Raw genomic sequence first — 24,923 nt, 5'->3', positions numbered from 1 at the left:
AACAGCCAGTGTCGGGGGGAGGGACGCTCACAGTCACTGTTGCGTACTTAGAGAAGGTTGTGTTCTTTGTGGTGGCAACTACGGGCGCCCCCGGAGATGGTCGCGCAGAGTCTCTGTCTCATACTCCGCGCGGAACAGCCCCCGCTTCTGCAGGACGGGGATCACCTCGTCGACGAAGTCGGCGAGGCCGTTCGGGTAGAGCGGCGGCATCACGTTGAAGCCGTCGGCCCCGCCGTCGCGGAACCACGTTTCGATCTCGTCGGCGATCGATTCCGGGGTTCCGATCATGGTGCAGTGCCCGCCGCCGGCCGCCAACGTGCCCAGCAGCGACCGCACGGTGGGACGGTCCTTCTCGATGATCCGCAGGATCGTGTCGTACCGGCCCTGCGGCCCGGTGAACTCCGACAGCTGCGGCAGCGCGGGAACGGGTGCATCCAATTCCCAGGCACTGCAGTCCTGCTGGACGAACATCGACAACTGCGCCAGCGACTGTTCGACGGGCAGGAGCGCGTCGAGTTCCGCCTTCTTCCGTCGGGCCTCCTCGGTGGTGGAGCCGACGTAGGTCACGAGACCGGGCATCACGGTCACCGCGTCGGCGTCGCGGCCTGCCGCGCGGATGCGCCGCTTCACGTCGTCGTAGTAGCTCTGCGCGGCCGTGAGGTCGTAGGCGACGGCGTAGATTCCCTCGGCGCACCGGGCGGCCAGGTCGCGGCCCTGATCGGACGCGCCCGCCTGGAACAGCACGGGACGACCCTGCGGCGAGCGCGGCACGTTCAGCGGACCGTCCACGAGAAAGTGCTTGCCCCGATGCTCGACCGCCTTCACCTCGGCCGGGTCCGCGAAGATGCCGTCCCGGTCGAGTACGAGCGCGTCGGGCCCCCACGAATCCCACAGAGCGAGTGCCACGTCGACGAATTCCGCGGCACGCGAATAGCGTTCGTCGTGCGGCGGCATCTCGTCGAGCCCGTGGTTGCGCGCTTCGGCGTCGAACATCGACGTCACCACGTTCCAGCCGACGCGGCCGCCGCTGATGTGGTCGAGCGACGCCAGCATCCGGGCGGCGTGGAACGGTGTGTAGAACGTAGTGGACACCGTCGTCACCAGTCCGACCCGCTCCGTCGCCCGCGCCATCGCGGACAGCGCGGTGAGCGGTTCGAGGAACCACATGCCTCCGGATGCGGGGTCGCGCACCGAATGCCCGTCCGCGAAGAACACCGCGTCGAGGCAGCCCCGCTCCGCGATCTGCGCCAACTCCTCGTAGTAGGCGATGTCGCAGAGTCGCTCCACCGGGGACGAGGGGTGCCGCCACGCGGCACCGTGGTGCCCGCAGCTGTAGAGGAATGCGTTGAAGTGCAGTTGCCGGGCGTCGGTCATGTCAGTCCTTGACCAGTCCGCCGTCGACGACGAGGTTCTGGCCGGTCACCGACCGCGACCACGGGGACGCGAAGAACAGCACCGCGTCGGCGAATTCGTCCGGGGTGGTGACGCGCTGCAGCGGGGTGCTCGCCGCGATGAGGTCGAACACCTCGTCGGGAGTGGCGGCGCTCGCGTCGGTGGTGCGGAGCAGCCCGCCCGAGACCATGTTGACGGTGATGCCGTCGGGACCGAGGTCGGCGGCGAGGGTGCGGGTCAGCGACAGCGCCGCGGCCTTGGCGGCCGTGTAGTCGTGGTACGGGACGACAGGGTTCTGGAACAGGTTGGTGCCGATGTTCACGATCCGGCCGAACCCGAGCGAACGCATTCCCGGCAGCGCGGCCTGCGTCGTGTGCAATGTCGCCTTCACGCTGCCACGCAGCTGCGAGTCGAAGGACTCCCATGTGATGACGTCCGCCTTGTCGCGTGCGTCGCCGTTGAAGGAGAAGTCGGCGAGCGCGTTGTTGATCACCGTGGTCACCGGGGAACCGAAGTGCTCCTCCGCCGCGGAGAACAGCGCCACCACCTGTTCGGCGTCGGTGACATCGGCCCGGAGCGCGACCGCACGGTCCGCGCCCAGGGACGCCGCGAGTTCCTCGGCCGCATCCCGGCTGTTCCGGTAGTTCACGATCACCCGCGCGTTCTGCGCCGCGAACGACCGCACGATGGCGGCGCCGAGGCCCCGCCCACCGCCGGTCACCAGGACGATCTGCTTGTCGAGCTGCATGCTGTCACCTTCCGTTCGGTCGGCGACGAGACATCGGATGAGCGCATACGGCCGTCTCCGCGACATCCCTTCGCCGGCATTACCCAGTTCAGGTTCGACGGGTGTGTTCTCAGCCGCCGGGCTCGTCGCCGGGCAGCACCCCGTGTCACTGGCCAACAGTGTAAGCCCCCTCACCGGTTGACCTTTTTCTGTTGTGCACAACCTAGTTGTGTGCAACTATTCAGTGGTGACCGACAACCTCGCCCTCGACCGCCAGGTGTGCTTCGCGCTGTACTCGGCTTCCCGCGCCATGACGGCGAGATACCGGTCGATGCTCGACTCGCTGGGAGTGACCTACCCGCAGTACCTCGTGCTGCTGGTGCTCTGGGAACAGGACGGCCGCGGAGTACGTGAGATCTGCGACGCCCTCGAACTCGACACCGGCACGCTGTCGCCACTGCTCAAGCGGCTCGACACCCTGGGCCTGGTCGAACGCCGGCGCTCCTCGGCCGACGAGCGCCGGGTCGGGATCCACCTCACCGAAAAGGGCGCGGCCCTCCGCGCCGCCGCGGAGGGCATCCCCGCGGAACTCGCTCAGTCGACAGGAATGGAGGTCGACGAACTCGTCGCCCTGCGGGACACCCTGTCGCAGCTCACCGAATCGCTCCACCGCTTCAACACCCCTACAGGAGAGAAGAAACCATGAAGATCGTCTACACCGCCGAGGCTCTCGCCACCGGAGAAGGCCGCAACGGCCACGCCCGCACGTCCGACGGCCGGCTCGACCTGAACCTCGCGATCCCCACCGAGATGGGCGGGTCCGGCGACGGCACCAACCCTGAGCAGTTGTTCGCCGCCGGATACGCGGCCTGCTTCCACTCCGCACTCCAGCTGGTCGCCCGTCAGGCGAAGGCGAACGTCGCCGACTCCGCCGTCGGCGCCCGCGTCGGCATCGGCGCCACGGACGGCGGCGGCTTCGGTCTCGCCGTCACCCTCGAGGTCTCCCTCCCCCACCTGCCCCGCGCCGAGGCGCTCGAACTGACCGAGAAGGCACACCAGGTGTGCCCCTACTCCAACGCCACCCGCGGCAACATCGACGTCACCCTCGAGGTCACCGAAGACTGAGAGACCCTCACGGGCGTCGGGTCACCGGAACGTGAACTCGACGCCCGTCAGGTCCTCCGACAGAGACCACAACGCCCCCGCGGTGTGCTCGTCCCGCGACTTCTTGTTGGAGCCCACCACCTTCGGGTGGCCACGCTGCTCGAACAGGCCGTCCGGCCCGATGTAGCTGCCGCCGATCACGTCGGGTGCGGTGGCCGCGTACAGCATCGGCAGCGCCCCCATCTCCGCCGACTGCGCGAAGATCCGGTTGCCGACGGCCATCAGCTTGTCCTGCACCGACTCGGTGTGGGCCTGCAGATTGGTCGACGCGTAACCGGGGTGCGCGGCCACCGCTTTGACGGGTGACCCCGCCGCGGACAGCCTGCGCTGCAACTCGTACGTGAACAGCAGATTCGCGAGCTTCGACTGCCCGTACGCGCTCCAGCGGTTGTACTTGCGGCGTTCCCAGTTGAGGTCGTCGAGGTGAATTGTTCCCGCCTGATGTGCGGCACTCGACATGGTGGCGACCCGGTCGGTGATCTTGTCGAGCAGCAGGCCGGTCAACGCGAAGTGCCCGAGATGGTTTGTGCCGATCTGCATTTCGAATCCGTCGGCGGTCGTGCGCTGCGGCACCGCCATCACGCCGGCGTTGTTCACGAGCACGTCGACGGACTCGACGCCGGCGGCGAACTCGCGCACCGAGGCGAGGTCGGACAGATCGAGGCGGCGCACCTCGGCGTTGTCACCGATCGACCGGGCGACGACCTCCCCCTTGTGGGTGTTACGACAGGCCAGCACGACGTGCGCGCCAGCCTTGCCCAGAGCCCGCGCGGCCACCTCCCCCAGACCACTGTTGGCGCCCGTGACGACGAACGTGCGGCCGCTCTGATCGACGATGTCCGAAGCTGTCCACTTGGTCATGGCGTCAACCCTACGGATCTCGGGACATGGCGTGAACCTTTCACCACGCCTGCGCTCCGACCAGCGGCAGATTGAGGAAACTCGGGCGATCCGGGGACAACGCGACGTGCTGCGGCTTCAGTTGGCTGTCGGCCAGCATCGGTCCGAGCGGCAGGTACCGGGGGACGCTGCCCGCGTACACGTCGACGCGCAGCCGATGCCCCGGTTCGAGGACCGCGTCGGTGGGCACGAAGTTGATATCGACCGGTGTCACTTCACCCGGGACCAGCGGCTGACGGGCGTCCACCGTCAGATAGTGGTGCGGTTCGGTGTAGTCGCCGTTCGCCGACTTGGTGCTCTTCGAATCGTCCACGGCCCGCATGGAAGCGGTGAGAGCGCCGTTGGTGAGCGGAGTCGACGTGCCGTCCGGTGCGACGTCGTTGAGCGTCACCGCCCAGAATCCGTCCGGGGCGTCGAGCACGGTTTCGAGGTGCAGATTGACCGGACCCGACAGCTCGGTCGGCTGCGTGACCGGGGCACTGGTGAACGTCAGTCCCTCGGCCTCGGCGAACCGGGAGTCCTTGCTGCACACCGATCCGAAGACGACGGCCGCGCCTGCGGTGCCCTGCGCGCCGTCGCGGGAACAGAGCCCGCGAAGTCCGGGTGCGACGGTGAGCTGTGCCGCGTCGCCGGGTTTCGCCGACACCAGGCTGCCGTCGTGGGCGGCGTGCCCGGCCGTGCCGCTGGAGACACCCGACAGGTACATCCGCTGGTAGTCGACACCCGCCCGCGGGAACTGATCGGTGGTGGTCCAGCCGTTGCCCTGCTGATACAGCGTGACCGGACCGTACTCGTCGATGCCGTTGTCGATGCCCTTCAGCCACTTGTCGAACCAGGCGCGTTCGAGGACGTCGAGTCGCGGCGGGGCACCCTGCTCACCGAAGCCGCCCCCGAACGAGATGTGGTAGGCGTCGCTCATGATCAGCTGCTTCTCCCCGGCGGGCAGCGGGATGTCGTTGTAGACCCGCGGCTCGCTGTTCGCGAAGATGTCGTGCCACGCGCCGTAGAGCATCGTCGGCACCTCGATGTTCGCGGCCTGCGCCTTCCGCTCCTCGTAGAACTGGCCGTCCTGCGCCACCCGCAGCGTGCCAGGGTCGAGACCGTTGATGTCCGGCGCGGTCATGGCCTCGATCAGCGCGGGGAAGAGCGTCAGCGGATCCCGCAACCGATCCTGCAGCCACCGCTGGTCGAAACGCCCCTGCGCGATGGCCTGGATGTCGGGAACGAACTTGAGACCGTTGACCAGCGACAGCCACAGCGGCATGAATCCCACACCGAGACCACCGCCCGTTCCGACGATGTCGCGGAGCAGATCGTTGCCCGGTTCGGTCGGGAAGATGGCCTTCAATGCCGGCGGCTGATGCCCCGCGGCCTGCAGCGAGTTGATTCCCGAATAGGACACCCCCGCCATGCCGACCCTGCCGTCGGACCATCCCTGCTTGCTCATCCAGTCGATGATCTCGACGGAGTCCTGCTGCTCGAGCGGACCGAGCGCCTGCCATTCCCCCTGGGAGAAGCCGGTGCCCCGGGCATCGACCACCACCTGGGTGTACCCGTTCCGGATGAGGTCGCGGTTGATGCCGAAGACGCGCATGCCGCCACCGGTGAGCACCTTCGCCGCTTCCCCGACACCGTCGAACGGGGTCCCGGCGAGATCGAACGAGTTCACCAGGTCGACGACCGTGTCCTCGAGTCCCGGCACCGCGAACACGGAATCGACGACGTTGCCGACCAGCTTCGTGTACGGCGTGACGCCCAGAACCGACGGCATCCTGGTGTCGATCGGCGTGCCGGAGGCGTCCGCGGGGCGATAGACGTTGGCCTTCAGCACCGTTCCGTCGCTCATGGTGATGGGGACGTCCCAGTCGATCGCGATCACCGGGTACTCGGGCGGCGCGTCGACCGCCGCGGTCCACGCGGCCCCGGCCGCCCCACCCGTCGGATCCGCCGACGCCGTCACCGTGGGCACCACCGCGAGCCCCACCCCCACCGCCAGAGCGACTGCCACCGCGCCCGGTCGAAACGCCCATCGACGCACGATCACTTCGAACCCCCGTGAAATCCCGATGACGCGCCTCAGCGGCCAGTCAGGGTGGCCCGCGTCACAAACTTACCGGATAGTAACCTCGAGTCCCCCGGCGGTCAACGACGGATTTCCGCAGCCTGTCGACTACCGTGACGAGGTGCCCGACGCCCCGCTTCCCGTCCGCGACGGCCTCAACCCGACGCGGCTGAGGATGCCGGACGTCGGCGCGTGGCCCACCGTGCTCGAGTACCTGGTCGCACGTTTTCCGCACGACGAAACCCGCCTCCGCGAGAAGGTCGCCGCAGCGGAAGTCGTCGACGAGCGTGGGCAGCCGATCACCGAGGCCACCCCGTTCGCACCCCGCAGATTCGTGTACCTGTACCGGGATCCGCCGGTCGAGAAGCGGGTCCCGTTCGACATCGAGATCCTGCACCGCGACGAGGATCTCCTCGTCGTGGACAAGCCCCACTTCCTGGCCAGCACCCCGCGCGGCGCGTACGTCGCGGAGTCGGCGCTGGTCCGGTTGCGCCGAGACCTCGACCTTCCGGAACTGACACCCGCGCACCGGCTCGACCGGTTGACCGCCGGGGTGCTGATCTTCACGGTGCGGCGGGAGGTCCGGCGCGACTACCAGTCGCTGTTCGATCAGCGCCGGGTGGTCAAGGAGTACGAGGCGGTCGCCCGTTACGACCCCGATCTCCGGCTCCCCGCCACCGTCCGCAGTCGAATCGTCAAGGAGCGGGGCGTCTTGAAGGCGTACGAGATGGACGGTCCCGCGAACAGCGAAAGCCGCATCGAACTTCTCGAGATCCACGGCGACGCGGCCCGGTACCGGCTGCTGCCGCACACCGGCAAGACGCACCAGTTGCGGTTGCACATGAGTTCGCTCGGCATCCCGATCCACGGCGACAACTTCTATCCCGACTTCTACGACGTTGCCGCCGACGACTATTCGACGCCGCTGCGGCTGCTGGCCCGGTCCGTCGAGTTCGTCGACCCCTACTCCGGAGTCACGCGACGCTTCGCGAGCGTCCGGAGCCTCGACTGGCCGAGCTGACCTCGGCTTCTTTCCCCCGGCCCGCTCAGCCGGAAGGATGGTGACATGAGTACCGCGACATCCGTCTCCGAAGTGGAACGCAAGTACGAGGCCGGTTCGGAGCAGCAGATACCCAGCCTCTCGGGACTACCCGGTGTGGACGGCGAACCTCTGCTCGACTCGATCCAGCTGTCCGCCCTGTACTACGACACGGGCGAACTCCTGCTGCTCCGCGCCGGAATCACCCTCCGCCGCCGGGAAGGCGGCGACGACGCCGGCTGGCACCTGAAGATCCCGGCAGGCGCGGACGAACGGACCGAGCTGCAGTTGGCGCCCGACGCCGAGCACCCCGAGACGGAGGTGCCCCGGGAATTCGCGGAGCTGCTCACGGCCGTCACCCGCGGCGCGGCCCTGAACCCGGTCGCGCTCATCAGCACCGACCGGGAGCGGCGGCGGCTCGTGGACGCGGCGGGAACGACGCTCGCCGAGGTCGTCTCGGACGTCGTGATCGCCGCCGTCCCCGAGACGGGGACCGGATCCGACGAGCGGGTGTGGCGTGAGGTCGAGGTCGAACTCGCAGCCGGTGACCGAAACCTGTTCGACGCCATCGACTCCCGGCTGACCGATGCCGGAATCACCCGTTCGGATGCGCCGTCGAAGTTGCGGCGGGCGCTCGGCGACGCGGTGACCGGCACCCCGCGCCCCGCGGGTAGGAAGAAGCGGTCCACTCCCCGGACGATGCTGCTGGAGTATCTGGCGGCGCAGAAGGATTCTCTCGTGACGGCCGACCTCGGCGTGCGCCGCGACCTCGACGAGTCCGTCCACGACCTCCGGGTCTCGGCCAGGCGCATCCGGAGTGTCCTCCAGGTGTACGGGACCAGCCTGCGCGACCAGGAAACCGTCGACGAGTTGATCGTCGAACTCCGCTGGGTCGGTCAGGCCCTCAGCTCGGCGCGGGACACCGAGGTGCAGTGGAGCCGGCTCGTGGATCGGCTCGGCGACGCCGAGGAAATACCCGACCGCGAGGTCGTGCGGGCACGCCTCGACGAATACTTCTCGGCACTCGCCGCGACAGCCCGGCCCGCAGCACTGGCCGCCCTGAACTCCCGGCGCTACCTCGACCTGCTCGCCGGGCTCGACACGTTCCTCGTCGCCGTCGAGGCGTCCGGGAGCGGCGGCCCGTCGAAGAAGGCCGTCACGAAATCGGTGCGCGCATTGTCGAAGTCCGTGCACCAGCGCGTGGGAAAGGCGGCGGCCGCGACCGCCCGGGCCGAGCGCGACGAGCTGACACACCGAGCGCGCAAGCGCGCCAAACGAATGCGCTATGCGGTCGAGGCGACGCGGTCACTGGCTCCGAAGGCGTCCGACCGCGCTCAGACGAAGTTCAAGGGCTTTCAGGACGTCCTCGGCGAATACCAGGACGCGGTCGTCGCACGGGACCACATCCTGGCGATGGTCGCGGAGGATCAGCACTCCGCCGAGTCGAGCCTGGGTCTCGGAATGCTGCTGCAGCGCGAACTGGAGCGCGGCGATGCATTGGCAGCAGAAGTGAAACCGGAGTGGAAGAGCGCGAAGAAGGTGGCCCGAAAAGTCTGGAAGTAGGGCACAGTCGGGGAGTACCCAACAGCGTGAGCGAAGGGAGCCAGACGTGAGCACACCCGCCAGTCATTCCGTCGTCGTCGGCCTGGACGGATCCGACGCCTCCACCGCCGCCGCCCTGTGGGGCGCCGCAGTCGCGTCGAAGTGGGGTGCCACGCTGTCGCTCGTGCACGCGCTGCCACAGGACGGTCCGCTGTACAGCCCCGCTGCGATCATGCTGGAATCGCAGTTCCTCAGTCAGCTGCGTGAGGACGGTGAGGCCATCATCGAGACGGCGAAGAGGCTGCTGGGACCGAAGTTCCCCGGTCTCGAGATCGAGACGACCATCAGTCCCGGTCCGGCGGGGACCGCACTGCTCGAGGCCGCCGACTGGGCCCGGTTGATCGTGCTCGGATCCACGGGGACGGGGGCGATCCGTTCGGTGCTGCTCGGCTCGACGGCACTGCACGTCGCCAACCGCGCACCCTGCCCCGTGACCGTTCTCCGGGGCGAAGTCACCACCCCCGACCAGCGTCCGGTGGTGGTCGGGGTCGACGGAAGCGACCTCAGCCGTGACGCGGTGGCCCATGCATTCGAGTTCGCGTCGTTCTTCGAGGCGCCGCTGAGCGCCGTCCACACGTGGCAGGGCTCCCCCACACTCGGCGCGGGCGGCACCGGCATGCTCGTCGACTGGGATGCCGTCAAGCAGGAAGAGGAGGCGCTGCTCTCCGAGGCCCTCGCGGGCGAATCGGAACGATACCCGGACGTGTCCGTGACCAGGGTGGCCGAACAGGGCGCCGCAGCCGACGTCCTCCTGCGGCATGCAGACGACGCTCAGCTGATCGTCGTCGGCAGCCACGGCCGGGGACCGTGGCTCGGCGCGCTGATGGGCTCGACGAGCCAGAATCTGCTCCACCACGCGAAATGTCCGGTCATGATCTGCCGGAGCGAGTGACGGTCGCCCGACGCTAGGCGATGCCCGTCCCCACCAGCTGACCGATTCCGTACGTCACGAGCATCGCGAGTGCTCCGCCCAGCACGACGCGGAGCACTGCCCGGGTGCGCTGTGCGCCGCCGAGAGCCGCGCTCACGGTGCCCGTGAGGGCGAGCGCGACCAGCACCGCGACGAACGCCACCGGAATGCGCAGGTGCACGGGCGGTAGGAGAATCGCCAGCAACGGGATCAGGGCGCCGAGCGTGAAGGACAGCGCCGAGGACCCGGCGGCCTGCCAGGGGTTGGTCAGATCGTCCGGGTCGATGCCCAGTTCGACGTCCACGTGGGCGGCGAACGCATCGTGATCGGTGAGTTCGCGCGCGACCGTCCGGGCGGTGTCGTCACTCAGCCCCTTGGCCTCGTACATCGCGACGAGTTCCTCGAATTCGGCGTCGGGGGTCTCGGTGAGTTCGCGCCGTTCTTTCGACAGCAGCGCGCGTTCGGTGTCGCGCTGGGTGCTCACCGAGACGTATTCGCCCAGCGCCATCGACACCGCGCCGGCCGCGAGACCCGCGAATCCGGCGGTGAATATTGCCGCTCGCTCGGTGGTGGCCGCGGCCACGCCGACCACCAGCCCGGCGGTCGACACGATGCCGTCGTTGGCGCCGAGGACCCCGGCCCGCAACCAGTTGAGGCGGCTCGCCAGACTGGGTGCGTGCGGCTCGTCGGGATGCCCCGAGGGCTCGGCCCGCTCGGCGTTCTCTGCTGACATGCGTTCAGGCTAAGACGAAAAGGCCTGGTCGGATAGCCAGGCTAGGCTGCGCTCGGCCGGGTGCACCGTTCCCCGCACACCGAAACCAAGCAGTTGCTAGGTTAGGGACGCTCGTTCCTCACACGCTTGGAGTTCCTCATGGCGACACCCGCCACCAGCACCCCCCGACGTCGTTGCGCCGCACTCGTCACGGGCGGCACCGGCGGCATCGGCTCCGCCATCGCACGGCAACTCGCAGCCCACGGCCACGACGTGGCCATCACCTACCGATCCAATGCCGACGTCGCCGCGGACCTCGTCGGCGAGCTGGAAGGCCGCGGCGTCGGAGCGCAGGCGTTCTCCGCCGACCTCACCGACCAGCCCCGCGTCGCGAGTGTCGTCAAACAGATCGTCGAGCACTTCGGCGGCATCGGCATCCTCGTTCACGCCGCAGGACCGCACATTCCGATGATCCACCTGTCCGAGGTCGCTCCCCGGGACTACGCCGAGCACCTCGAACAGGAGGCCGTCGCCTTCTTCACCGTCGTCAAGGCCGCCCTGCCCGCGCTGCGGGAGGCGTCCGGATCCGTCGTCGCGGTCACGACCGCGGCCACCAGCCGATTCCCGGTGCGCGACGGACTGTCGCCGGGCACGAAGGGCGCGATCGAACAGCTGGTCAAGGGATTCGCCGCCGAGGAGGGCCGCTACGGCGTCCGCTTCAACTCGGTCGGCCCGGGAATGCTCACCGACGGCATGGCCGAGCGGCTGATCAGCTCCGAAGAACTCGATCAGCGCGCACTCGACGCCGCCATGAGCCGGATACCGTTACGCCGGTTCGGCACCGCCGTCGACGTTGCCGAGGCGGTCTGTTTCCTCGCGAGCGACCGGGCCGGGTTCGTCACCGGACAGAAGGTCGACGTCGACGGCGGATACACGGTGTGATCACCGGCCATGTGTAATGGACGCGTATGACTGACGCCGACGACACTCGCCCGACGCCCCGAAGGCGTCGTGTCGAATGGGTGATCGGCGGCCTGCTCGTCGTCGTGCTCACGGTGGAGATCGTCCTCATCTGGCCGGACCTGTCGGAGAGCGTCCAGAACCTCGGCGACCTGCATTGGGGATGGGTGGCCGCAGCCGTCGTGGCGTCGCTGGCGTCGATGTCGAGTTTCGCCCGCGTCCAGCGCTGCCTGCTGGGGGTCGCGGGTGTGCACATCAAACAGCGGCAGTCCCTCGCGGTGACGTTCGCCTCCAATTCGATGAGCGTGACACTGCCCGGCGGCCCGGTTCTGGCGACGACGTTCACGTACCGGCAGACGCGCCTCTGGGGTGCATCACCGGTGGTCGCGACGTGGCAACTGGTGATGGCCGGCGTCCTCCAGGCGATCGGCCTGGCACTCGTCGGACTGGCGGGCGCACTGCTCGTCGGGGCGAAGACCAACCCGTTCTCGCTGATCTTCACGTTCGGCGGCCTGTGCGCGTTCCTGGTGGTGGCCCAGTACGCCGCATCGCGACCCGACGCCCTCGAGGGGGTCGGCATCACCGCGCTGCGCGGATTCAACAGGCTTCGAAAGAAGCCTCCGCTGACCGGTGTTCGCCAGTGGAAGCACATCGTGAACCAGATGAGCGCCGTCCGGATGGATCGCCGCGACACGGCCCGCGCGTTCGGGTGGTCGCTGTTCAACTGGATCGCCGACGCCTCGTGCCTCGCCTTCGCGTGCTACGCGGTCGGCGCGCATCCCGGGTTCGCCGGACTCGCCGTCGCGTACGCGGCGGGCAACGCCGCGGGCTCGGCCATTCCACTCCTGCCCGCCGGACTCGGCGTCATGGATGCCGTGCTCGTCCCCGCGTTGACTGCCAGCGGAATGACCGGCGCCGAAGCGGTATCCGCGATCGTCGTCTACCGGCTGGTCAGCTTCCTTCTCATGGCCGCCATCGGCTGGATCGTCTTCGCGGCACGCTTCCGGGGCGCGCAACAGCAGGGCGAGGAGGGCCCGGACCTCGAACCGCTGTGGCGGCGCGGCACGTGAATACGTCCCGCTGAGAGAGAAACCCGGGCCGAGGCGGCCGGCGACGGTCCTACGGTCGAGCCGTGACGGAACCGGAAACACGTGAGAAGCAGGTTGTCGTCGTCACCGGCGCGGCCTCGGGAATCGGGGCGGGGATCGCCCGGCACGCGCACGCCCGCGGTATGACGGTGGTGCTTGCCGACATCGACACGGCCGCACTGGACCGTCTGGCCGCGGACCTGGGCGGAGCCGCCCTCACGTGCGCAACGGACGTCGCGGACTCCGGGTCCGTTCACGCCCTGGCCGATCTCGCGTTCGACACGTTCGGCCGGGTGGACCTGCTCTTCAACAACGCCGGAATCATGCGCGCCGGGTTCCTGTGGCAACTCGGCGAATCCGACTGGGACGCCGCCCTCGGTGTCAACGTCACGGGTGTCGTCAACGGGATCCGGGCGTTCGTTCCGCGCATGATCGACCAGGGCGGCGGCCGGGTCGTCAACACGGCGTCGGTCGGTGGATTCGCGCCCGGTCCGATGATGTCGCCGTACAGCGCATCGAAATTCGCGGTCGTCGCGATCACCGAGTGCCTGCAGATGGAGTTGAGCATGGTGGGCGCCCCGGTGTCCGCGAGCGTGTTGGCGCCGGGGCCCGTCGTCACGTCCGTCTTCGACAACCCGTTCGGGTCGGTCTCCCATCCGGCCGTCGACCACATGGTCGCGCAGATGCGCGAATTGCTCGGCACCGACGGACTCGACCCAGACACGTTCGCCGAGTCGGTCTTCGCGGGCATCGACCGGGGCGACTTCTGGCTCGCACCGCAGGGTGAGCACCTCGACAGCATGGTGCGCCAGCACACCGCCACCATCCTCGAGCGGCGAGAACCGGTGATCCGGCAGTCGTTCCGCTGAGCGCGGTCCGTCGAGATCCTCCCGCCGAGTGGGACATTCGACGGACACCGACCGTTAGTTCTGCTACCTTTTGCCGAACCAAGCACTTGCTTGCTTTCCGTGACGTCAAAGGGGCGCCCATGCGAATTCGATCCACAGCTCTCACTGCGGCGCTCGCCGTGACCGCACTCGCGCTCACCGGCTGTTCCGGCGCGGGCGCAGACTCCGCCGGCGCCGCAGACGGCCCGTACCGGGTGCTCGTGACCGGCGGAATCAGCGGGCAGGGTGCGCTCGCCGCGAATGCTCAGACGTCCGTGCTCGCAGCGAAAGCCAGCGCCGGGGCGGTGAACCTGGCCGGCGGCGTCGGCGGACGCCAAGTGGAGATCACCGTCGTCGACGACGCGGGCGACGCCACCACCGCCGTGTCCAAGCTGCGGGAGGCCATCGCGTCGGGAAAGAAGCCCGACCTCTTCCTCAACTCCGGCCCGTCGACCATCACCACCGCGACCCTGCCGATCCTCGCGCAGAACAAGATCCTCTCGTTCAACATCGGGCCCACCGAGGATTCGGCGAATCCGGAGAAGTACCCGCTCAACTTCGACCTCGCGTCGGGGCCGGCCGAGAACGCCGAGACCATCGCGCGATACATCAAGGGCAAGGGATATCAGTCCGTCGGCGTCGTCCACGGGAGCAGCGCCTACGGTGAAGTGTTCGGACAGGCGATGGACGACGCGCTGAGCGGTGAAGGTGTGAGCAGCACCGGATCCGAGGAGTACGACACCGCCGCCCTCGACATGACGGCGCAGCTGCAATCGCTGAAGAACCGGGGCACGCAGGCGCTGGTCGTGGACGCCTACGGGGCGCCACTCGGATATCTTCTCGCGAGCCTTCAGCGGCTCGACTGGAACATTCCGCTCGTCGGCAACACCTCGGTCGCGGGGACGTCACTGGTTTCGAAGGCTGCACCGGAAGGCGTGCTCGGCACTCCGGCAACGGCGAATCTGGTCATGCACGTCCTCTCGAGCACCGTCTACGACGCCAACGACACCGCTGTCAACACCATGGTCGACAACATGAAGGCCATGGGCGACATCCCGTCGACGCTGATCCTCGCCGACAACTACGACGCACTGCCCCTCGTCGTGGCCGCCGCGAACAAGGCCGGATCTTCTTCCGACCCCGAAGCTCTCGCCGACGCGCTCGAGAACCAGGAAGTCCTCGACAGCGCCGAAACCGCGTTCTCCCCCTCCTATCACTTCTCGGCAGACTCACATGCGTCGAAACCCGGAGACGAGGCGTACAAGTTCGTGCCTCCGAGCCCACTCCTCAACGGCCAGTACGGAAACCCGAGCGCGTGACACTCGACCACAGGAGATCCCGATGACCATCGTCTGGTCGGGCCTCGCGCTGGGGGCGGTCTACACGCTCGTCGCGATCGGCTACAACATCGTCTTCATCTCGTCCCACACGTTCAACTTCGCTCAGGCCCAGCTGATGATGGTCGGAACCTTCGTCGCCTACACCGGGCTGGTCACCCTGAAGTTGCCGATCCTCGTCGTGGCGGTGACAGCGACGGCCACGGTGACGATCCTGGCCGGCATCGAGGAGATCGTCGCAGTCCGGCCGGTCCGGGATCACCAGAATCAGCTCGTCACCACACTTGGCGCCGCGACACTGATCAACGGTGCGACGCAGCTGATCTGGGGAAGCGAACCGCTCACCGTCCCGTTCTTCGGTTCGAACGATCCGATCACGGTACTCGGCGGCCGCACGTATCCGGTCGAGATCGTGCTGCTCATTCTGGCGATCGTGCTGGTGGTCGTGCTCGGCCGGGTCGGCACACGGACCATGACCGGTCTCGCCCTCCTGGGCATCTCCGAGGACCGCGAAGCCGCCCTGCTGCGCGGTGTCAACGTCCGGGCGCTCGCCCTCGGTGCGTTCGCCTTTTCCGGCGCGCTCGCCGGATTCCTCGGGCTCTTCGTCGGTCCCAAGACGTTCGCGGTGGCCACCCTGGGTTCGGCGCTGGCCATCAAGGGCTTCGTCGCATTGGCGATCGGCGGGTTCGGCTCGCTCCCCGGCGCACTGGTCGGGGGTCTCACCGTCGGTCTCGTCGAGTCGTTCGCAGCTCTCGAGCTGGGTAGCCAGTACAGCAACATCGCGGTCTTCGTGGTCCTCATCGCGATCCTCATGGTGCGTCCGGCCGGACTGTTCGGCCGGGTGCGGGAACGGGTGGTGTGAACGATGTCCTTGTGGCGCTTCATTCGATCGGTTCCGAGTTGGCTCTTCCCGCTCGCCCTCGGCCTCCTCGTGCTGTTCCTGCCGGAGTTCGGTCTCGACTTCGCGCTGTCCCGCCAGGTGCAACTCGCCTGCATCCTCGCGCTGGTCGTCAGCGGACTCAACCTCGGTCTCGGCTATGCGGGTGAACTCGCGCTCGGCCAGGCCGCGATGTACGCGGCCGGGGCGTATACCGCAGGGCTCATGTCCATCGCCGGTTACACGGACATCGTGCTGCAGTTGATCGCCTCGGGTGTGGTCGCGCTCGCGGTGGGCATCGTCACCGGCATCCCCGGATTGCGGCTCGGCAGTTGGTCATTGGCGATGACCTCGTTCTTCCTCGTTCTCCTCGTACCGGACATCATCGCCGTCTTCGGCGATACCACCGGTGGCCGGAACGGACTCAGCGGCATCGAACCGGCAACCCTGTTCGGTGAAGTAGTGGACTCCGACCGGTTCTACATGGTCGTCGTGATCGTCGCGATCCTCTGGTTCGCGGTCATGCGCAACCTCGTGGTCTCCCGGCACGGTATCGCGTTCCGCACACTGAAACAGAGCCCGGTACTGGCCTCCTCGGTGGGTATCTCGGTGTTCCGGATGAAACTGCTCGGTTATGCGATCGGCGCGTTCCCCGCCGGCCTCGCAGGCGCATTGTTCGCGAACATCGACATGTACGTCTCTCCCGAGGCGTTCGGGTTCACCTTCGCGACGGCAGTTCTGGCGGCGTGCATCCTCGGTGGCGCGACGAGCGTCTACGGCGCCGCGGTCGGGGCGGCGATCATGCAGCTCGGTCCGAACCAGTCGTCCGAGTTCCAGCAGTACGCGCTGGTCTTCTACGGTGGATTCCTGATACTCGGCGGCGTCCTCCTCAGTGGTGGCCTCGCGAAGGTCGCCAAACAGGCCACGGCGCGGTTGGACCGGGCGGCAGGCCTGACCGGCAGTCGAACAGGAACCCGCCCCGCGGAGACGGATCGATCCGCGATGGACCCGATGTCGGGTCGGACGCTCATGGTCGACGGCATCTCGAAGGCATTCGGCGGCAACCAGGCACTCGACAACGCGTCGCTGCGTGCGGAACCCGGCACCATCACCGCACTGATCGGACCGAACGGTTCGGGCAAGACCACGATGCTGAACATGATCTGCGGGTTCTACCGTCCCGACAGCGGGCGAATCCTGATCGGTGACAACGAAGTCCAGGGCAGGGCGCCGGAACAGGTCGCCAGATGCGGCGTGGCACGAACCTTCCAGACACCAGACATCCCCGACGGCGTCACTGTTCTCGAGGCCGTGGCCTCGGGTCGATACAGCACCGATCGAGTGTCGATGCTCTCGACCGTGTTGCGGCTTCCCCGCCACCACAAGGTCCGCGCCGGCGACATCGCCGAGGCGGAACGCGCACTCGACATCGTGGGGCTGTCGCATCTCCGCGACGAGACCGCCACCGCACTTCCCCTGGGAATGCGGAGGCTTCTCGAGGTCGCCCGGTCGGTGGTCGCCGAGCCACGGCTTCTGCTGCTCGACGAAGTGGCGTCCGGCCTCGACGAGGACGAAGTGGAACGGCTCGCCGGCCTGATCCGCCAGCTCAGGGATGCCGGATGCACGATCGTGCTGGTCGAGCACAACTTCCGCTTGGTACTGGCACTCGCCGACACCATCGTCGTACTCGCCCAGGGACACGTCATCGCGGCGGGTGCGCCGTCCGAGATCGAACACAACCCGCGCGTACTCAGCGAATACCTCGGCGTGGTCGCCGAGGGCACGGAACTGGCCGGAGAGGCGACCTCATGAGCGAGCAGACGACGAAGCCCCTACTGAGCCTGCGGAATGTACAGTCCGGCTACGGCGACCTCCGGGTGGTGTGGGACGTCTCGCTCGACGTGTGGCCCGGCAAGGTCACGGCGTTGCTCGGGCGGAACGGCGCAGGGAAGACCAGCACCCTGCGTGCCATCTCGGGACTGAACAAGGTTTCCGCGGGAACGATCGAGTTCGACGGCCGCGACATCTCGAAGGCGGCGCCGCACCGGCGGGTCCGCCGGGGAATGGCATACGTGCAGGAGGGAAAGAGGGTGTTCCACCGACAGACCGTGGAACAGAACCTGATTCTCGGCGGGTACGTCCGCAAGATGAGACGGTCGGCCGTACGCGAGGAGGTGGCGCGCATCTATGACTTGTTCCCCGTCCTCGGCCGGAAACGTGGCCTGCTCGCGGGTGCGCTGTCCGGCGGGCAGCAGCAGATGCTGGCAATCGGGCAGGCGCTGATGGCCGACCCCACCCTGCTTCTGCTCGACGAGCCTTCCGGCGGACTGGCGCCCGTGATCGTCAACGAAGTGATGGAACGCGTGACCGTGCTGAAGGAATCCGGGCTGGCGGTACTCCTCGTCGAGCAGGCGGTCGACGCTGCGATGAGCGTGGCCGACCACGTCACGGTCCTCGACGTCGGACGCGTCGTCATGGATGCGGACGCGGGCGGGATCGACGACAGGGCGGTGATTCGCGACGCCTACTTCGGACGCGTCGGCTGAAAAATCACCCGCCGAGGCGCCGGAACACGAGACGGACCGCGAGCCCGAGGTGAGCCATCACCTCGTCCACCGAGATGCGGCCGGCCACCCAGGACACCAGGCTCGACATCCAGACGTCGCCGATCACGCGGATGGCGTTCAACTGGTCGTCGGAGATCTGCTCGACACCGATGGTCTTGGCGAACATCTCGGTCATCAGGGCGCCGAACGCATCCAGTTCGGCCGAAGCCGACGCGTCCGCGAACATGAACGCCCGCACCAGGGCCTCGTATCGGGGCCGGTCCTTCTCGAGGACTTCCGTGTTCTTCCGGAGGACGAACAGGATCCGCTCGGACGGCGTGTCCCCAGGGATCGCGACGTCCTCGAACCGGGACCGCATTCCCTCGAACACCATCAGCAGGCCCATCACCAGCATGTGGTTCTTCGATGGGAAGTAGCGGTACACGGTGCCCAGCGCGACTCCCGCCCGATCGGCGATAGCCCGCATCTGCACGGCGTCGTACCCGCCCTCGGAGGCGAGTTCCATCGCCGCGGCGACGATCCGCTGGTAACGCTCCCGCTGCGGGGCCTTGGCCCCACGCGAGGGCAGCTGCCCGTTGCGAAGCAACGACAGGAGTCCGTCGCGGCCCGCCGTCAGCGGCTCTTCAGCACTGCTCATGGACGTCAGCCTAGCGACAGTCACCTCGGTGTCGTCCGGCGACGGCACCGGTCCCGGTCGTCACGATGTCCGGATTGCGTGCGCCTCCCCCGGATAGACTCGCCTCGACCGCCGGAGGTTCCCGTGCCCAGAGTTCATGTCGGACCCGAGGATCGTGTGATCCGCCTGCGCGACGGACGCCTGATGGGTATCGCGGAGTACGGCGACCCCGGCGGATTCACGGTCGTGAACGCGCACGGCGGACTCGCCGGCCGCCTCGACGTCGCGGCCGCCGACCGGAGTGCCCGCGACGCGGGGATCCGTCTCCTGTCCCCCGACCGTCCCGGGATCGGACTGTCGGATCCGCAGCCGGGCCGGACGGTGCTCGACTGGGTCCGGGACGTCGAAGACCTCGTGAATCACCTCGGCGCCGGCCGTTTCGGTGTCATGGGGTGGTCGATGGGCGGACAGTACGCGCTCGCGGTGGGCTCCGGGGTCGCGTCGCGCGTGACCAGTGTCGCGGTGATCGCCGGGGCTCTGCCCCTCACCGAATCGGGGGTGTTCGCCCAGCTTCCCGCCGGGGACCGCGCGTTCACCCGGCTGTCCCAGCACGCCCCGCTGGTGGCGCGGATCTGCTTTCGCGTCATGGGCGGCGTCGCGCTGCGTGCTCCGCAGCTGTTCCGGCGGCTCGGCGCCCGCGACCTCGGTGCCGCGGACGCAGCCGTTCTCCGATCCGAGCCCGTCCGGAACTTCTCGCTCATGTCCGGCGAGGCACTCCGGACGGCGCCCGGGATGGTGGAGGACTATTGCGCGTGGATGCGGCCGTGGGGGTTCGCGCCCGAGGATCTGGCCGTGCCGGTCGACGTCTGGGGTGGAAGCGAGGACGAACTCGTGCCCACGCACTGGCCGCCCGCGCTCGCCCGCCGAATTCCCGGTGCCACGCTGAACATCCGCACCGGTGGCCATTTCATGGCTCACCTGCACTACCGCGAGATCTTCGACACCCTCCGGCGGCGCTCGGAGGGCTAGGTGGCTGCCACCAGCTTGTCGAGCCATTCCCGCATCAGGAGAAGTTCGCCGGCGCTCAGCCCGGACCGCCCCGCGTCGGCGTCGAGGGCGTCAGCGAGCGCCTGGGCGTTCTCGACCACCTCACGCGAGGCCTCCGACGTCACAGCGGGTGCCGGCCGGATCAGCCCGGCGATCACGTTGTCCCGCAGTTCCCGTGACAGGGCGAGGTCGGCCCGGCCCTCCGGCTGAGCGATGAGGTGCAGGGTCATGCCGACGTTCGCCGCCACGAATTGCCCGGCGGCGACTGCCGGCGTCACCCGCAAGCGTCCCTGCCGCGCGATCTCGATCAGCAACTCGAGGAGCTTCGCCTCGGCGACGGATGTCACCGCACACGGCTCCCCCAGGGCGATCCGGCCGTACAACAGGACGTAGAACGAGGGATTGTCGAGCCCGTAGCGGACGTGATCGTCCCAGCCGTGCCGCAGATCGTCGACCGGGTCGCCCCCTCGCGGATTCGTGACCCGGATGTACTGGCCGAACCCGTACTCCACGACCGCGTCGAACAGGCCCTGCTTGCTACCGAAGTGGTGGTACAGCGTCGGAGCCTGCACGCCGGCGAGGTCGCAGACGGCCCGGGTGGACACGGGCTTGCCCTTGGCCTCGTCGAGCAGTTGGGCAGCCGCGTTCAGCAGACGGTCCCGGGCGTTACCGGCCACACTCCTTGTTGTCACACCGCTATGCTACTTCTATAGCGTTGCTATACACGCGGTACTGCCGCACCGGCAGGGACAGGGAGAACACCATGAGCACCACGACACCCGAGATCGTCACGCGCTACTTTCGGGCGGCCGACGCAGGAGACCTCGATGCGCTCACTGCATGCTTCACCGAGCACGGGGCCGTGACCGACGAAGGCCGGACCGTCCGCGGGCACGACGGCATCCGGCAATGGCGCAGGGACCTCGAATCGAAGTTCACCTACACGGTCGAGGTGACCGGAACGGAAGCGGTCGCCGACGACAGGTACGTGATCACCACCACAGTGGAAGGAAATTTCCCCGGAAGCCCGGTGGAATTGAAGTACGAGTTCGTTCTCAGCGACGGCCTCGTCGACACACTGCGGATCGCCCCGTAGGTACACGGACGACGAAAAAACTCCGTTGTCGACGTTCTCGACAACGGAGCTTCGGTGAATCGGTGAATCGTGGTGGCCAGGGCCGGGATCGAACCGGCGACCTTCCGCTTTTCAGGCGGACGCTCGTACCAACTGAGCTACCTGGCCGGACGGCACCCGAACCGAATGCCTATCGCATTGTGTTGCCGATACTCGGTATCGGCAACACACTTGCGACCCTGACGGGACTCGAACCCGCGACCTCCGCCGTGACAGGGCGGCGCGCTAACCAACTGCGCCACAGGGCCTTGCTTTGTCCTGCTGTGCTTTACAAGTGTAAAGCGTTACTGCGTGTCACTTTTACTGCCGTCGAACCATACCGCATGCTCGACACCGGTCAAACGTACCCCCTACGGGATTCGAACCCGCGCTACCGCCTTGAAAGGGCGGCGTCCTAGGCCGCTAGACGAAGGGGGCCCGCCGGATTTCTCCGAACCAGTACCTCAACGGCGTTCCGTTGGGAGCTTGGATAGCTTAGGACACGGATCGAGAATTTCCCAAATCGCCAGGTCAGACTACGAATCGGGCAGTTCCGAACCGGAATCCGGCCATCCTTCCCTCGCAAACTTCTCCCACCACTCGGGTGAAGCCATCGCGGCGAGGATCACTTCGAGCGATTCCGCGAACCGCTCGCCGAGGTCACCCTCCAGCGACGTCATGTCGGACATGTACCGCTGGCCGGCGAGCGACGCCGCCAGCACCCGGGTGAACTTCTCCGGGTCGGCGTCGGCGCGCAGCAGACCGTCGCGTTGAGCTCGGATCGCGAACTCGTGCGCGGTGCGCCCCCACACCTGCGATCCGCCGGACTGCACGTCCGGATAGAACTCGGGTTCGACGATCAGCCGGAATTCGGCCCGCACGATGACGCTGGAATGGAAGAGCTTCGCCAGGTCGATCACGAAACCGTGGAGGGCTTCGAACGGCCCGATGTCCGTGCGACTCGTCCACCTGTCGGTCAGGGCGGTGAATTGCTCCACTCCGGATTGAAGGACGGCACGGGCGAGCTCTTCCTTCGATTGGAAGTGGAAGTACATCGCCCCCTTGGTGGCGTTCGAGCCTTCGAGGATCGTGTTGACCGACGCCGCCGCATAGCCGCGCTTCGCGAATTCGATGGCGGCCGACTCCACCAGCGCAGCGCGAGTGCGTCGCGCACGCTCCTGCTGACGTGCCATGACGGTGAATCCCTCTCCCAGATGTAGTAACCCCGCTTTTCGCCCTCCCGGGACGAGCGTGGAGCCATACATAACAGTATCCCCGTTTTGAAAAAACCGACACAGCAGTCTGTAAATCATGGAAACTTCTCAGAAACCAACCTGAAGACCTTTATGGAGTGGAAACCGGACCGCCGCCGAAAACACACCAAGTGGTATAATTTGGGTCGGCTCGGGTGCGCTGCAGGGGGTGCGCACCCGAGCCGACCCATTTCACCCCCCGCGCGGCGCGCCGTGCCGGGGGTCCTGTTTTCTCGGCCACCGTCTGCGCACTAGACTCTGGCCCCGCGCCCCTATAGCTCAGTTGGTAGAGCTACGGACTTTTAATCCGCAGGTCGTAGGTTCGAGCCCTACTGGGGGCACTCTCCCTTACCCGGCGCATGCCGGGTAAGGGAGCGAGCACTCACCCACGCCCTGGCGCGTAGGCCGTCGCAGGCGCCCCGATCAGACGACGAACCGCCTCGACAGCGCTCTGCCGCCGCTGTGCCACCGTGCGCTCCCCCGACTTTCCCCCCGCCGGCTTGCGTCCACCACGCGCGGTGGCCAGCGACAGGGCGATGTCGGTGATCACGAGCAGCAGCTCGCCTGCGTTCCACGACGGATCGACGAACCCCTCCTGCTGACCTCGCCGGATCTCGGCGATTTTGGGCCGCAGCGCGAGGGTCCGCGCATCGCTGTCGGTGATCTGCTCGCTCATCTCCAGGTCGGCCCACTTCTGCAGCCTCGCGTTCTCGGGGTGCGCCACGTAGTCGTCGAACAACCGGCCCGCGTAGCCCGGCAGATCGTCTCCCCGCAGCGCCGTCTGCTCCGTCGTCTCGGCGATCCACTGCGCGATGACGGCGTCGAACAGCGCTTCCTTGCTGTCGAAGTACGCGTACAGACGGTCCTTGCTCGCTCGGGCCGTCTCTGCGATGCGGTTGATCCGGGCTCCGGCGACTCCGTGGTGAGCGAACTCCTCCTTGGCCGCGGCGAGGATCCGTTCTCGCGTGGCTTCTCCCGCTGTTCGCATTCCGACATCCTATTTGCCCGTTGCCGAACCATCTGGTTCGGCGTAGCGTGCGCAGTTGACGAACAGTTTGGTTCGTAAACCTCGCACCACTCACCCCAAGGACCTTCCATGGACATCGATCAGGCCCGCACCACGTTCCACGAGCTCCGGGGGCGCGAGAGCGGCGTCTCCCCCGACGAACTCGACGCCGTGTGGGCCGCGCTCGACACCGTCAGGGCCGAAGACGTCCTCGGCAGCTGGAAGGGCGACGACTTCGCCACCGGACACCGCCTCCACGAGAAACTGTTCGCGAGCCGCTGGCACGGAAAGACGTTCCACTCCCTCGAGGATGCGAAGCCGTTGATCTGCCGTGACGCGGACGACAACCTCTATTCCGACGTCAAGGCCGGCAACGGCGAAGCGAGCCTGTGGAACATCGAGTTCCGGGGAGAGGTCACGGCGACCATGGTGTACGACGGCGCACCCATCTTCGATCACTTCAAGAAGGTGGACGACTCCACTCTGATGGGCATCATGAACGGCAAGTCCGCACTGGTCCTCGACAACGGCAGGCACTACTACTTCCTGCTCGAAAGAGACTGAGCCCCAATGCAGGTCACAGCAGCGCTCTCACGCGGACCCGATTCTCCGTTCACACTGGAGACGGTCGAACTCGACGAGCCCCGCGCGGACGAAGTCCTGGTGCGCATCGTCGCCACCGGCCTGTGCCACACGGACCTCTTCACCAAGGCGTCCCTCCCCCATGCCCTCGGCCCCGCCGTCCTCGGGCACGAAGGTGCCGGGATCGTCGTGGACGTCGGGTCACGAGTGAATGGGGTGACGCCCGGTGATCACGTGATTCTCAGCTACCGCCACTGCGGCGACTGCGACCAGTGCCGAAGCGCGGGTCCGGCGTACTGCGTCGATGCGCACCGGCTGAACAGTTCGGGCCGGCGCGCGGACGGTTCCGCCACCATCACCCAGAACGGCGAGCCCGTGCGCGCCGCGTTCTTCGGCCAGTCCAGCTTCGCCGAGCACGTCCTCGCGACGGCCGACAACGTCGTGGTCGTCGACAAGTCCGTCGACCTCGCCGCCGCGGCGCCGCTCGGCTGCGGATTCCAGACGGGTGCGGGCGCGGTACTGAGCGTGCTCCGGCCGGGCAACGATTCGAGTGTGGTCGTCTTCGGCGCGGGCAGCGTCGGGTTCGCCGCCCTGCTCGCCGCCCGATCAGTCGGCGTCGCAACGCTTCTCGCAGTCGATCCGGTCCCCGCACGCCGTGCGCTCGCGGAGGAATTCGGCGCGGTTGCGATCGATCCCGGATCGCAGGACGTGGTCGCCGCGATCCGTGCGGCGACCGGTGGGGGCGCCACCCACACCCTGGACACGACCGGGATCCCCGCCGTCATCGGCCAGGCCTTGTCCTCCCTGCGGGCGCGCGGCAGCGCGGTGGTCGTCGGGCTGGGTGCGCCCGAAGTGACCGTGAACATTCAGGATCTGATGCTGAGCGGCAAGACCCTCCGCGGCTGCGTCGAGGGCGATTCGTCGGTGCAGCAGTTCATCCCGCAGTTGCTGGCGCTGCACGCGGACGGGAAGTTCCCGTTCGACCGTCTCGTCACCGAGTATCGATTCGACGACATCAACCGCGCCGTCGCCGATCAGGCCGCGGGCACGGTGATCAAGCCCGTGCTCGTGTGGTGAATTC

The 24,923-nt window shown here is 67.6% G+C and carries 25 protein-coding genes, 4 tRNA genes and 1 riboswitch; of the genes, 17 read left to right on the top strand and 12 right to left on the bottom strand.

Annotated features, from left to right (window positions below; translation table 11 throughout):
• Positions 1-78: 78 nt before the first annotated feature.
• Together PSR88_RS24960 and PSR88_RS24955 are read right to left on the bottom strand one after the other, a co-directional pair.
• Positions 79-1,374: an LLM class flavin-dependent oxidoreductase gene (locus PSR88_RS24960; RefSeq protein WP_016883899.1), complete on the bottom strand. Its 1,296-nt coding sequence runs from the start codon at positions 1,372-1,374 to the stop codon at positions 79-81.
• Between the two features lies 1 nt (position 1,375).
• Positions 1,376-2,140, bottom strand: coding sequence for a 3-oxoacyl-ACP reductase (locus PSR88_RS24955; protein WP_029539587.1), 765 nt, complete (start codon positions 2,138-2,140; stop codon positions 1,376-1,378).
• A 48-nt stretch (positions 2,141-2,188) separates the two neighbouring features.
• A riboswitch (TPP riboswitch) is annotated at positions 2,189-2,293 on the bottom strand.
• A gap of 73 nt (positions 2,294-2,366) precedes the next feature.
• Here PSR88_RS24955 and PSR88_RS24950 point away from each other — a divergent pair.
• Positions 2,367-2,825, top strand: coding sequence for a MarR family winged helix-turn-helix transcriptional regulator (locus tag PSR88_RS24950; RefSeq protein ID WP_029539588.1), 459 nt, complete (start codon positions 2,367-2,369; stop codon positions 2,823-2,825).
• Entirely contained in the window at positions 2,822-3,244 is a 423-nt protein-coding gene (locus PSR88_RS24945; protein WP_011597188.1) for an organic hydroperoxide resistance protein, read from the top strand. The genes PSR88_RS24950 and PSR88_RS24945 overlap by 4 nt, the downstream gene beginning before the upstream one ends.
• Before the next feature lie 21 nt (positions 3,245-3,265).
• On the opposite strand, the gene PSR88_RS24940 is transcribed toward PSR88_RS24945, so the two are convergent.
• Both PSR88_RS24940 and PSR88_RS24935 read right to left on the bottom strand, forming a co-directional pair.
• Complete coding sequence (locus PSR88_RS24940) at positions 3,266-4,144, bottom strand: oxidoreductase (RefSeq protein ID WP_011597187.1); 879 nt, start codon at positions 4,142-4,144, stop codon at positions 3,266-3,268.
• 40 nt (positions 4,145-4,184) lie between these two features.
• The gene (locus PSR88_RS24935) at positions 4,185-6,227 is read right to left on the bottom strand and encodes a CocE/NonD family hydrolase (protein WP_016883901.1); all 2,043 of its coding nucleotides are present in this window, start codon (positions 6,225-6,227) and stop codon (positions 4,185-4,187) included.
• A 139-nt stretch (positions 6,228-6,366) separates the two neighbouring features.
• Here PSR88_RS24935 and PSR88_RS24930 point away from each other — a divergent pair, with 139 nt between their 5' ends.
• Genes PSR88_RS24930 through PSR88_RS24920 form a run of 3 tightly spaced genes read left to right on the top strand, consistent with a single transcriptional unit; the run spans position 6,367 to position 9,778 of the window.
• Positions 6,367-7,266, top strand: coding sequence for a pseudouridine synthase (locus tag PSR88_RS24930; RefSeq protein WP_016883902.1), 900 nt, complete (start codon positions 6,367-6,369; stop codon positions 7,264-7,266).
• 45 nt (positions 7,267-7,311) lie between these two features.
• Positions 7,312-8,847: a CYTH and CHAD domain-containing protein gene (locus PSR88_RS24925; RefSeq protein WP_016883903.1), complete on the top strand. Its 1,536-nt coding sequence runs from the start codon at positions 7,312-7,314 to the stop codon at positions 8,845-8,847.
• A gap of 46 nt (positions 8,848-8,893) precedes the next feature.
• Positions 8,894-9,778 carry a universal stress protein gene (locus tag PSR88_RS24920; protein ID WP_016883904.1) on the top strand — a complete coding sequence of 295 codons (885 nt, stop codon included), beginning with the start codon at positions 8,894-8,896 and terminating at the stop codon, positions 9,776-9,778.
• 13 nt (positions 9,779-9,791) lie between these two features.
• Here the strand turns inward: PSR88_RS24920 and PSR88_RS24915 are convergent, their stop codons facing one another.
• Entirely contained in the window at positions 9,792-10,529 is a 738-nt protein-coding gene (locus PSR88_RS24915) for a VIT family protein (RefSeq protein ID WP_009477949.1), read from the bottom strand.
• Positions 10,530-10,667: 138 nt separating this feature from the next.
• Here PSR88_RS24915 and PSR88_RS24910 point away from each other — a divergent pair, with 138 nt between their 5' ends.
• From PSR88_RS24910 to PSR88_RS24880, 7 genes are all read left to right on the top strand, one after another.
• On the top strand, positions 10,668-11,450 hold the full coding sequence (locus PSR88_RS24910; protein WP_016883905.1) for an SDR family NAD(P)-dependent oxidoreductase: 783 nt from the start codon (positions 10,668-10,670) through the stop codon (positions 11,448-11,450).
• A gap of 26 nt (positions 11,451-11,476) precedes the next feature.
• Positions 11,477-12,538, top strand: a complete 1,062-nt coding sequence (locus tag PSR88_RS24905) for a YbhN family protein (protein ID WP_011597182.1) — start codon at positions 11,477-11,479, stop codon at positions 12,536-12,538.
• Positions 12,539-12,600: 62 nt separating this feature from the next.
• Positions 12,601-13,425 (top strand): SDR family oxidoreductase, encoded by an 825-nt coding sequence (locus tag PSR88_RS24900; protein ID WP_016883906.1) that lies wholly within the window; start codon positions 12,601-12,603, stop codon positions 13,423-13,425.
• Positions 13,426-13,544: 119 nt separating this feature from the next.
• The gene (locus PSR88_RS24895) at positions 13,545-14,762 is read left to right on the top strand and encodes an ABC transporter substrate-binding protein (RefSeq protein ID WP_029539590.1); all 1,218 of its coding nucleotides are present in this window, start codon (positions 13,545-13,547) and stop codon (positions 14,760-14,762) included.
• Positions 14,763-14,784: 22 nt separating this feature from the next.
• A complete protein-coding gene (locus PSR88_RS24890) occupies positions 14,785-15,642 on the top strand; it encodes a branched-chain amino acid ABC transporter permease (protein ID WP_016883908.1) in 858 nt (285 codons plus the stop codon).
• 3 nt (positions 15,643-15,645) lie between these two features.
• A complete protein-coding gene (locus PSR88_RS24885; RefSeq protein WP_016883909.1) occupies positions 15,646-17,469 on the top strand; it encodes an ABC transporter permease subunit in 1,824 nt (607 codons plus the stop codon).
• Entirely contained in the window at positions 17,466-18,203 is a 738-nt protein-coding gene (locus tag PSR88_RS24880; protein WP_011597177.1) for an ABC transporter ATP-binding protein, read from the top strand. The genes PSR88_RS24885 and PSR88_RS24880 overlap by 4 nt, the downstream gene beginning before the upstream one ends.
• Before the next feature lie 4 nt (positions 18,204-18,207).
• Here the strand turns inward: PSR88_RS24880 and PSR88_RS24875 are convergent, their stop codons facing one another.
• On the bottom strand, positions 18,208-18,861 hold the full coding sequence (locus PSR88_RS24875; protein WP_128970053.1) for a TetR family transcriptional regulator: 654 nt from the start codon (positions 18,859-18,861) through the stop codon (positions 18,208-18,210).
• A 156-nt stretch (positions 18,862-19,017) separates the two neighbouring features.
• Between PSR88_RS24875 and PSR88_RS24870 the strand changes: the two genes are divergently transcribed.
• Complete coding sequence (locus tag PSR88_RS24870; RefSeq protein ID WP_037197629.1) at positions 19,018-19,869, top strand: alpha/beta fold hydrolase; 852 nt, start codon at positions 19,018-19,020, stop codon at positions 19,867-19,869.
• On the opposite strand, the gene PSR88_RS24865 is transcribed toward PSR88_RS24870, so the two are convergent.
• On the bottom strand, positions 19,866-20,579 hold the full coding sequence (locus PSR88_RS24865; RefSeq protein ID WP_237724158.1) for a TetR/AcrR family transcriptional regulator: 714 nt from the start codon (positions 20,577-20,579) through the stop codon (positions 19,866-19,868). The two genes, PSR88_RS24870 and PSR88_RS24865, sit on opposite strands and share 4 nt — an antisense overlap.
• A 71-nt stretch (positions 20,580-20,650) precedes the next feature.
• Between PSR88_RS24865 and PSR88_RS24860 the strand changes: the two genes are divergently transcribed.
• Complete coding sequence (locus tag PSR88_RS24860) at positions 20,651-20,983, top strand: nuclear transport factor 2 family protein (RefSeq protein WP_009477938.1); 333 nt, start codon at positions 20,651-20,653, stop codon at positions 20,981-20,983.
• 70 nt (positions 20,984-21,053) lie between these two features.
• On the opposite strand, the gene PSR88_RS24855 is transcribed toward PSR88_RS24860, so the two are convergent.
• The 4 genes from PSR88_RS24855 to PSR88_RS24840 form a co-directional block, all read right to left on the bottom strand.
• Positions 21,054-21,130, bottom strand: a tRNA-Phe gene (locus PSR88_RS24855).
• Between the two features lie 66 nt (positions 21,131-21,196).
• Positions 21,197-21,270 (bottom strand) — tRNA-Asp (locus PSR88_RS24850).
• Positions 21,271-21,366: 96 nt separating this feature from the next.
• Positions 21,367-21,439: transfer RNA gene (locus PSR88_RS24845), tRNA-Glu, on the bottom strand.
• A 98-nt stretch (positions 21,440-21,537) separates the two neighbouring features.
• Entirely contained in the window at positions 21,538-22,194 is a 657-nt protein-coding gene (locus tag PSR88_RS24840; RefSeq protein WP_029539591.1) for a TetR/AcrR family transcriptional regulator, read from the bottom strand.
• A gap of 328 nt (positions 22,195-22,522) precedes the next feature.
• Between PSR88_RS24840 and PSR88_RS24835 the strand changes: the two genes are divergently transcribed.
• Positions 22,523-22,595 (top strand) — tRNA-Lys (locus PSR88_RS24835).
• 41 nt (positions 22,596-22,636) lie between these two features.
• Here the strand turns inward: PSR88_RS24835 and PSR88_RS24830 are convergent.
• Positions 22,637-23,242 carry a TetR/AcrR family transcriptional regulator gene (locus PSR88_RS24830; protein WP_016883912.1) on the bottom strand — a complete coding sequence of 202 codons (606 nt, stop codon included), beginning with the start codon at positions 23,240-23,242 and terminating at the stop codon, positions 22,637-22,639.
• A 108-nt stretch (positions 23,243-23,350) separates the two neighbouring features.
• Between PSR88_RS24830 and PSR88_RS24825 the strand changes: the two genes are divergently transcribed.
• Together PSR88_RS24825 and PSR88_RS24820 are read left to right on the top strand one after the other, a co-directional pair.
• Positions 23,351-23,824 carry a DUF4334 domain-containing protein gene (locus tag PSR88_RS24825; protein ID WP_016883913.1) on the top strand — a complete coding sequence of 158 codons (474 nt, stop codon included), beginning with the start codon at positions 23,351-23,353 and terminating at the stop codon, positions 23,822-23,824.
• A 6-nt stretch (positions 23,825-23,830) separates the two neighbouring features.
• A complete protein-coding gene (locus PSR88_RS24820) occupies positions 23,831-24,919 on the top strand; it encodes an NAD(P)-dependent alcohol dehydrogenase (RefSeq protein WP_016883915.1) in 1,089 nt (362 codons plus the stop codon).
• Positions 24,920-24,923: the final 4 nt, after the last annotated feature.

It is taken from the genome of Rhodococcus sp. DK176, assembly GCF_038447315.2.
Lineage (GTDB): Bacteria > Actinomycetota > Actinomycetes > Mycobacteriales > Mycobacteriaceae > Rhodococcus_F > Rhodococcus_F jostii_A.
Note: the sequence above shows the minus strand (reverse complement) of the source record. Positions and strands in the feature narration are given on the sequence as shown.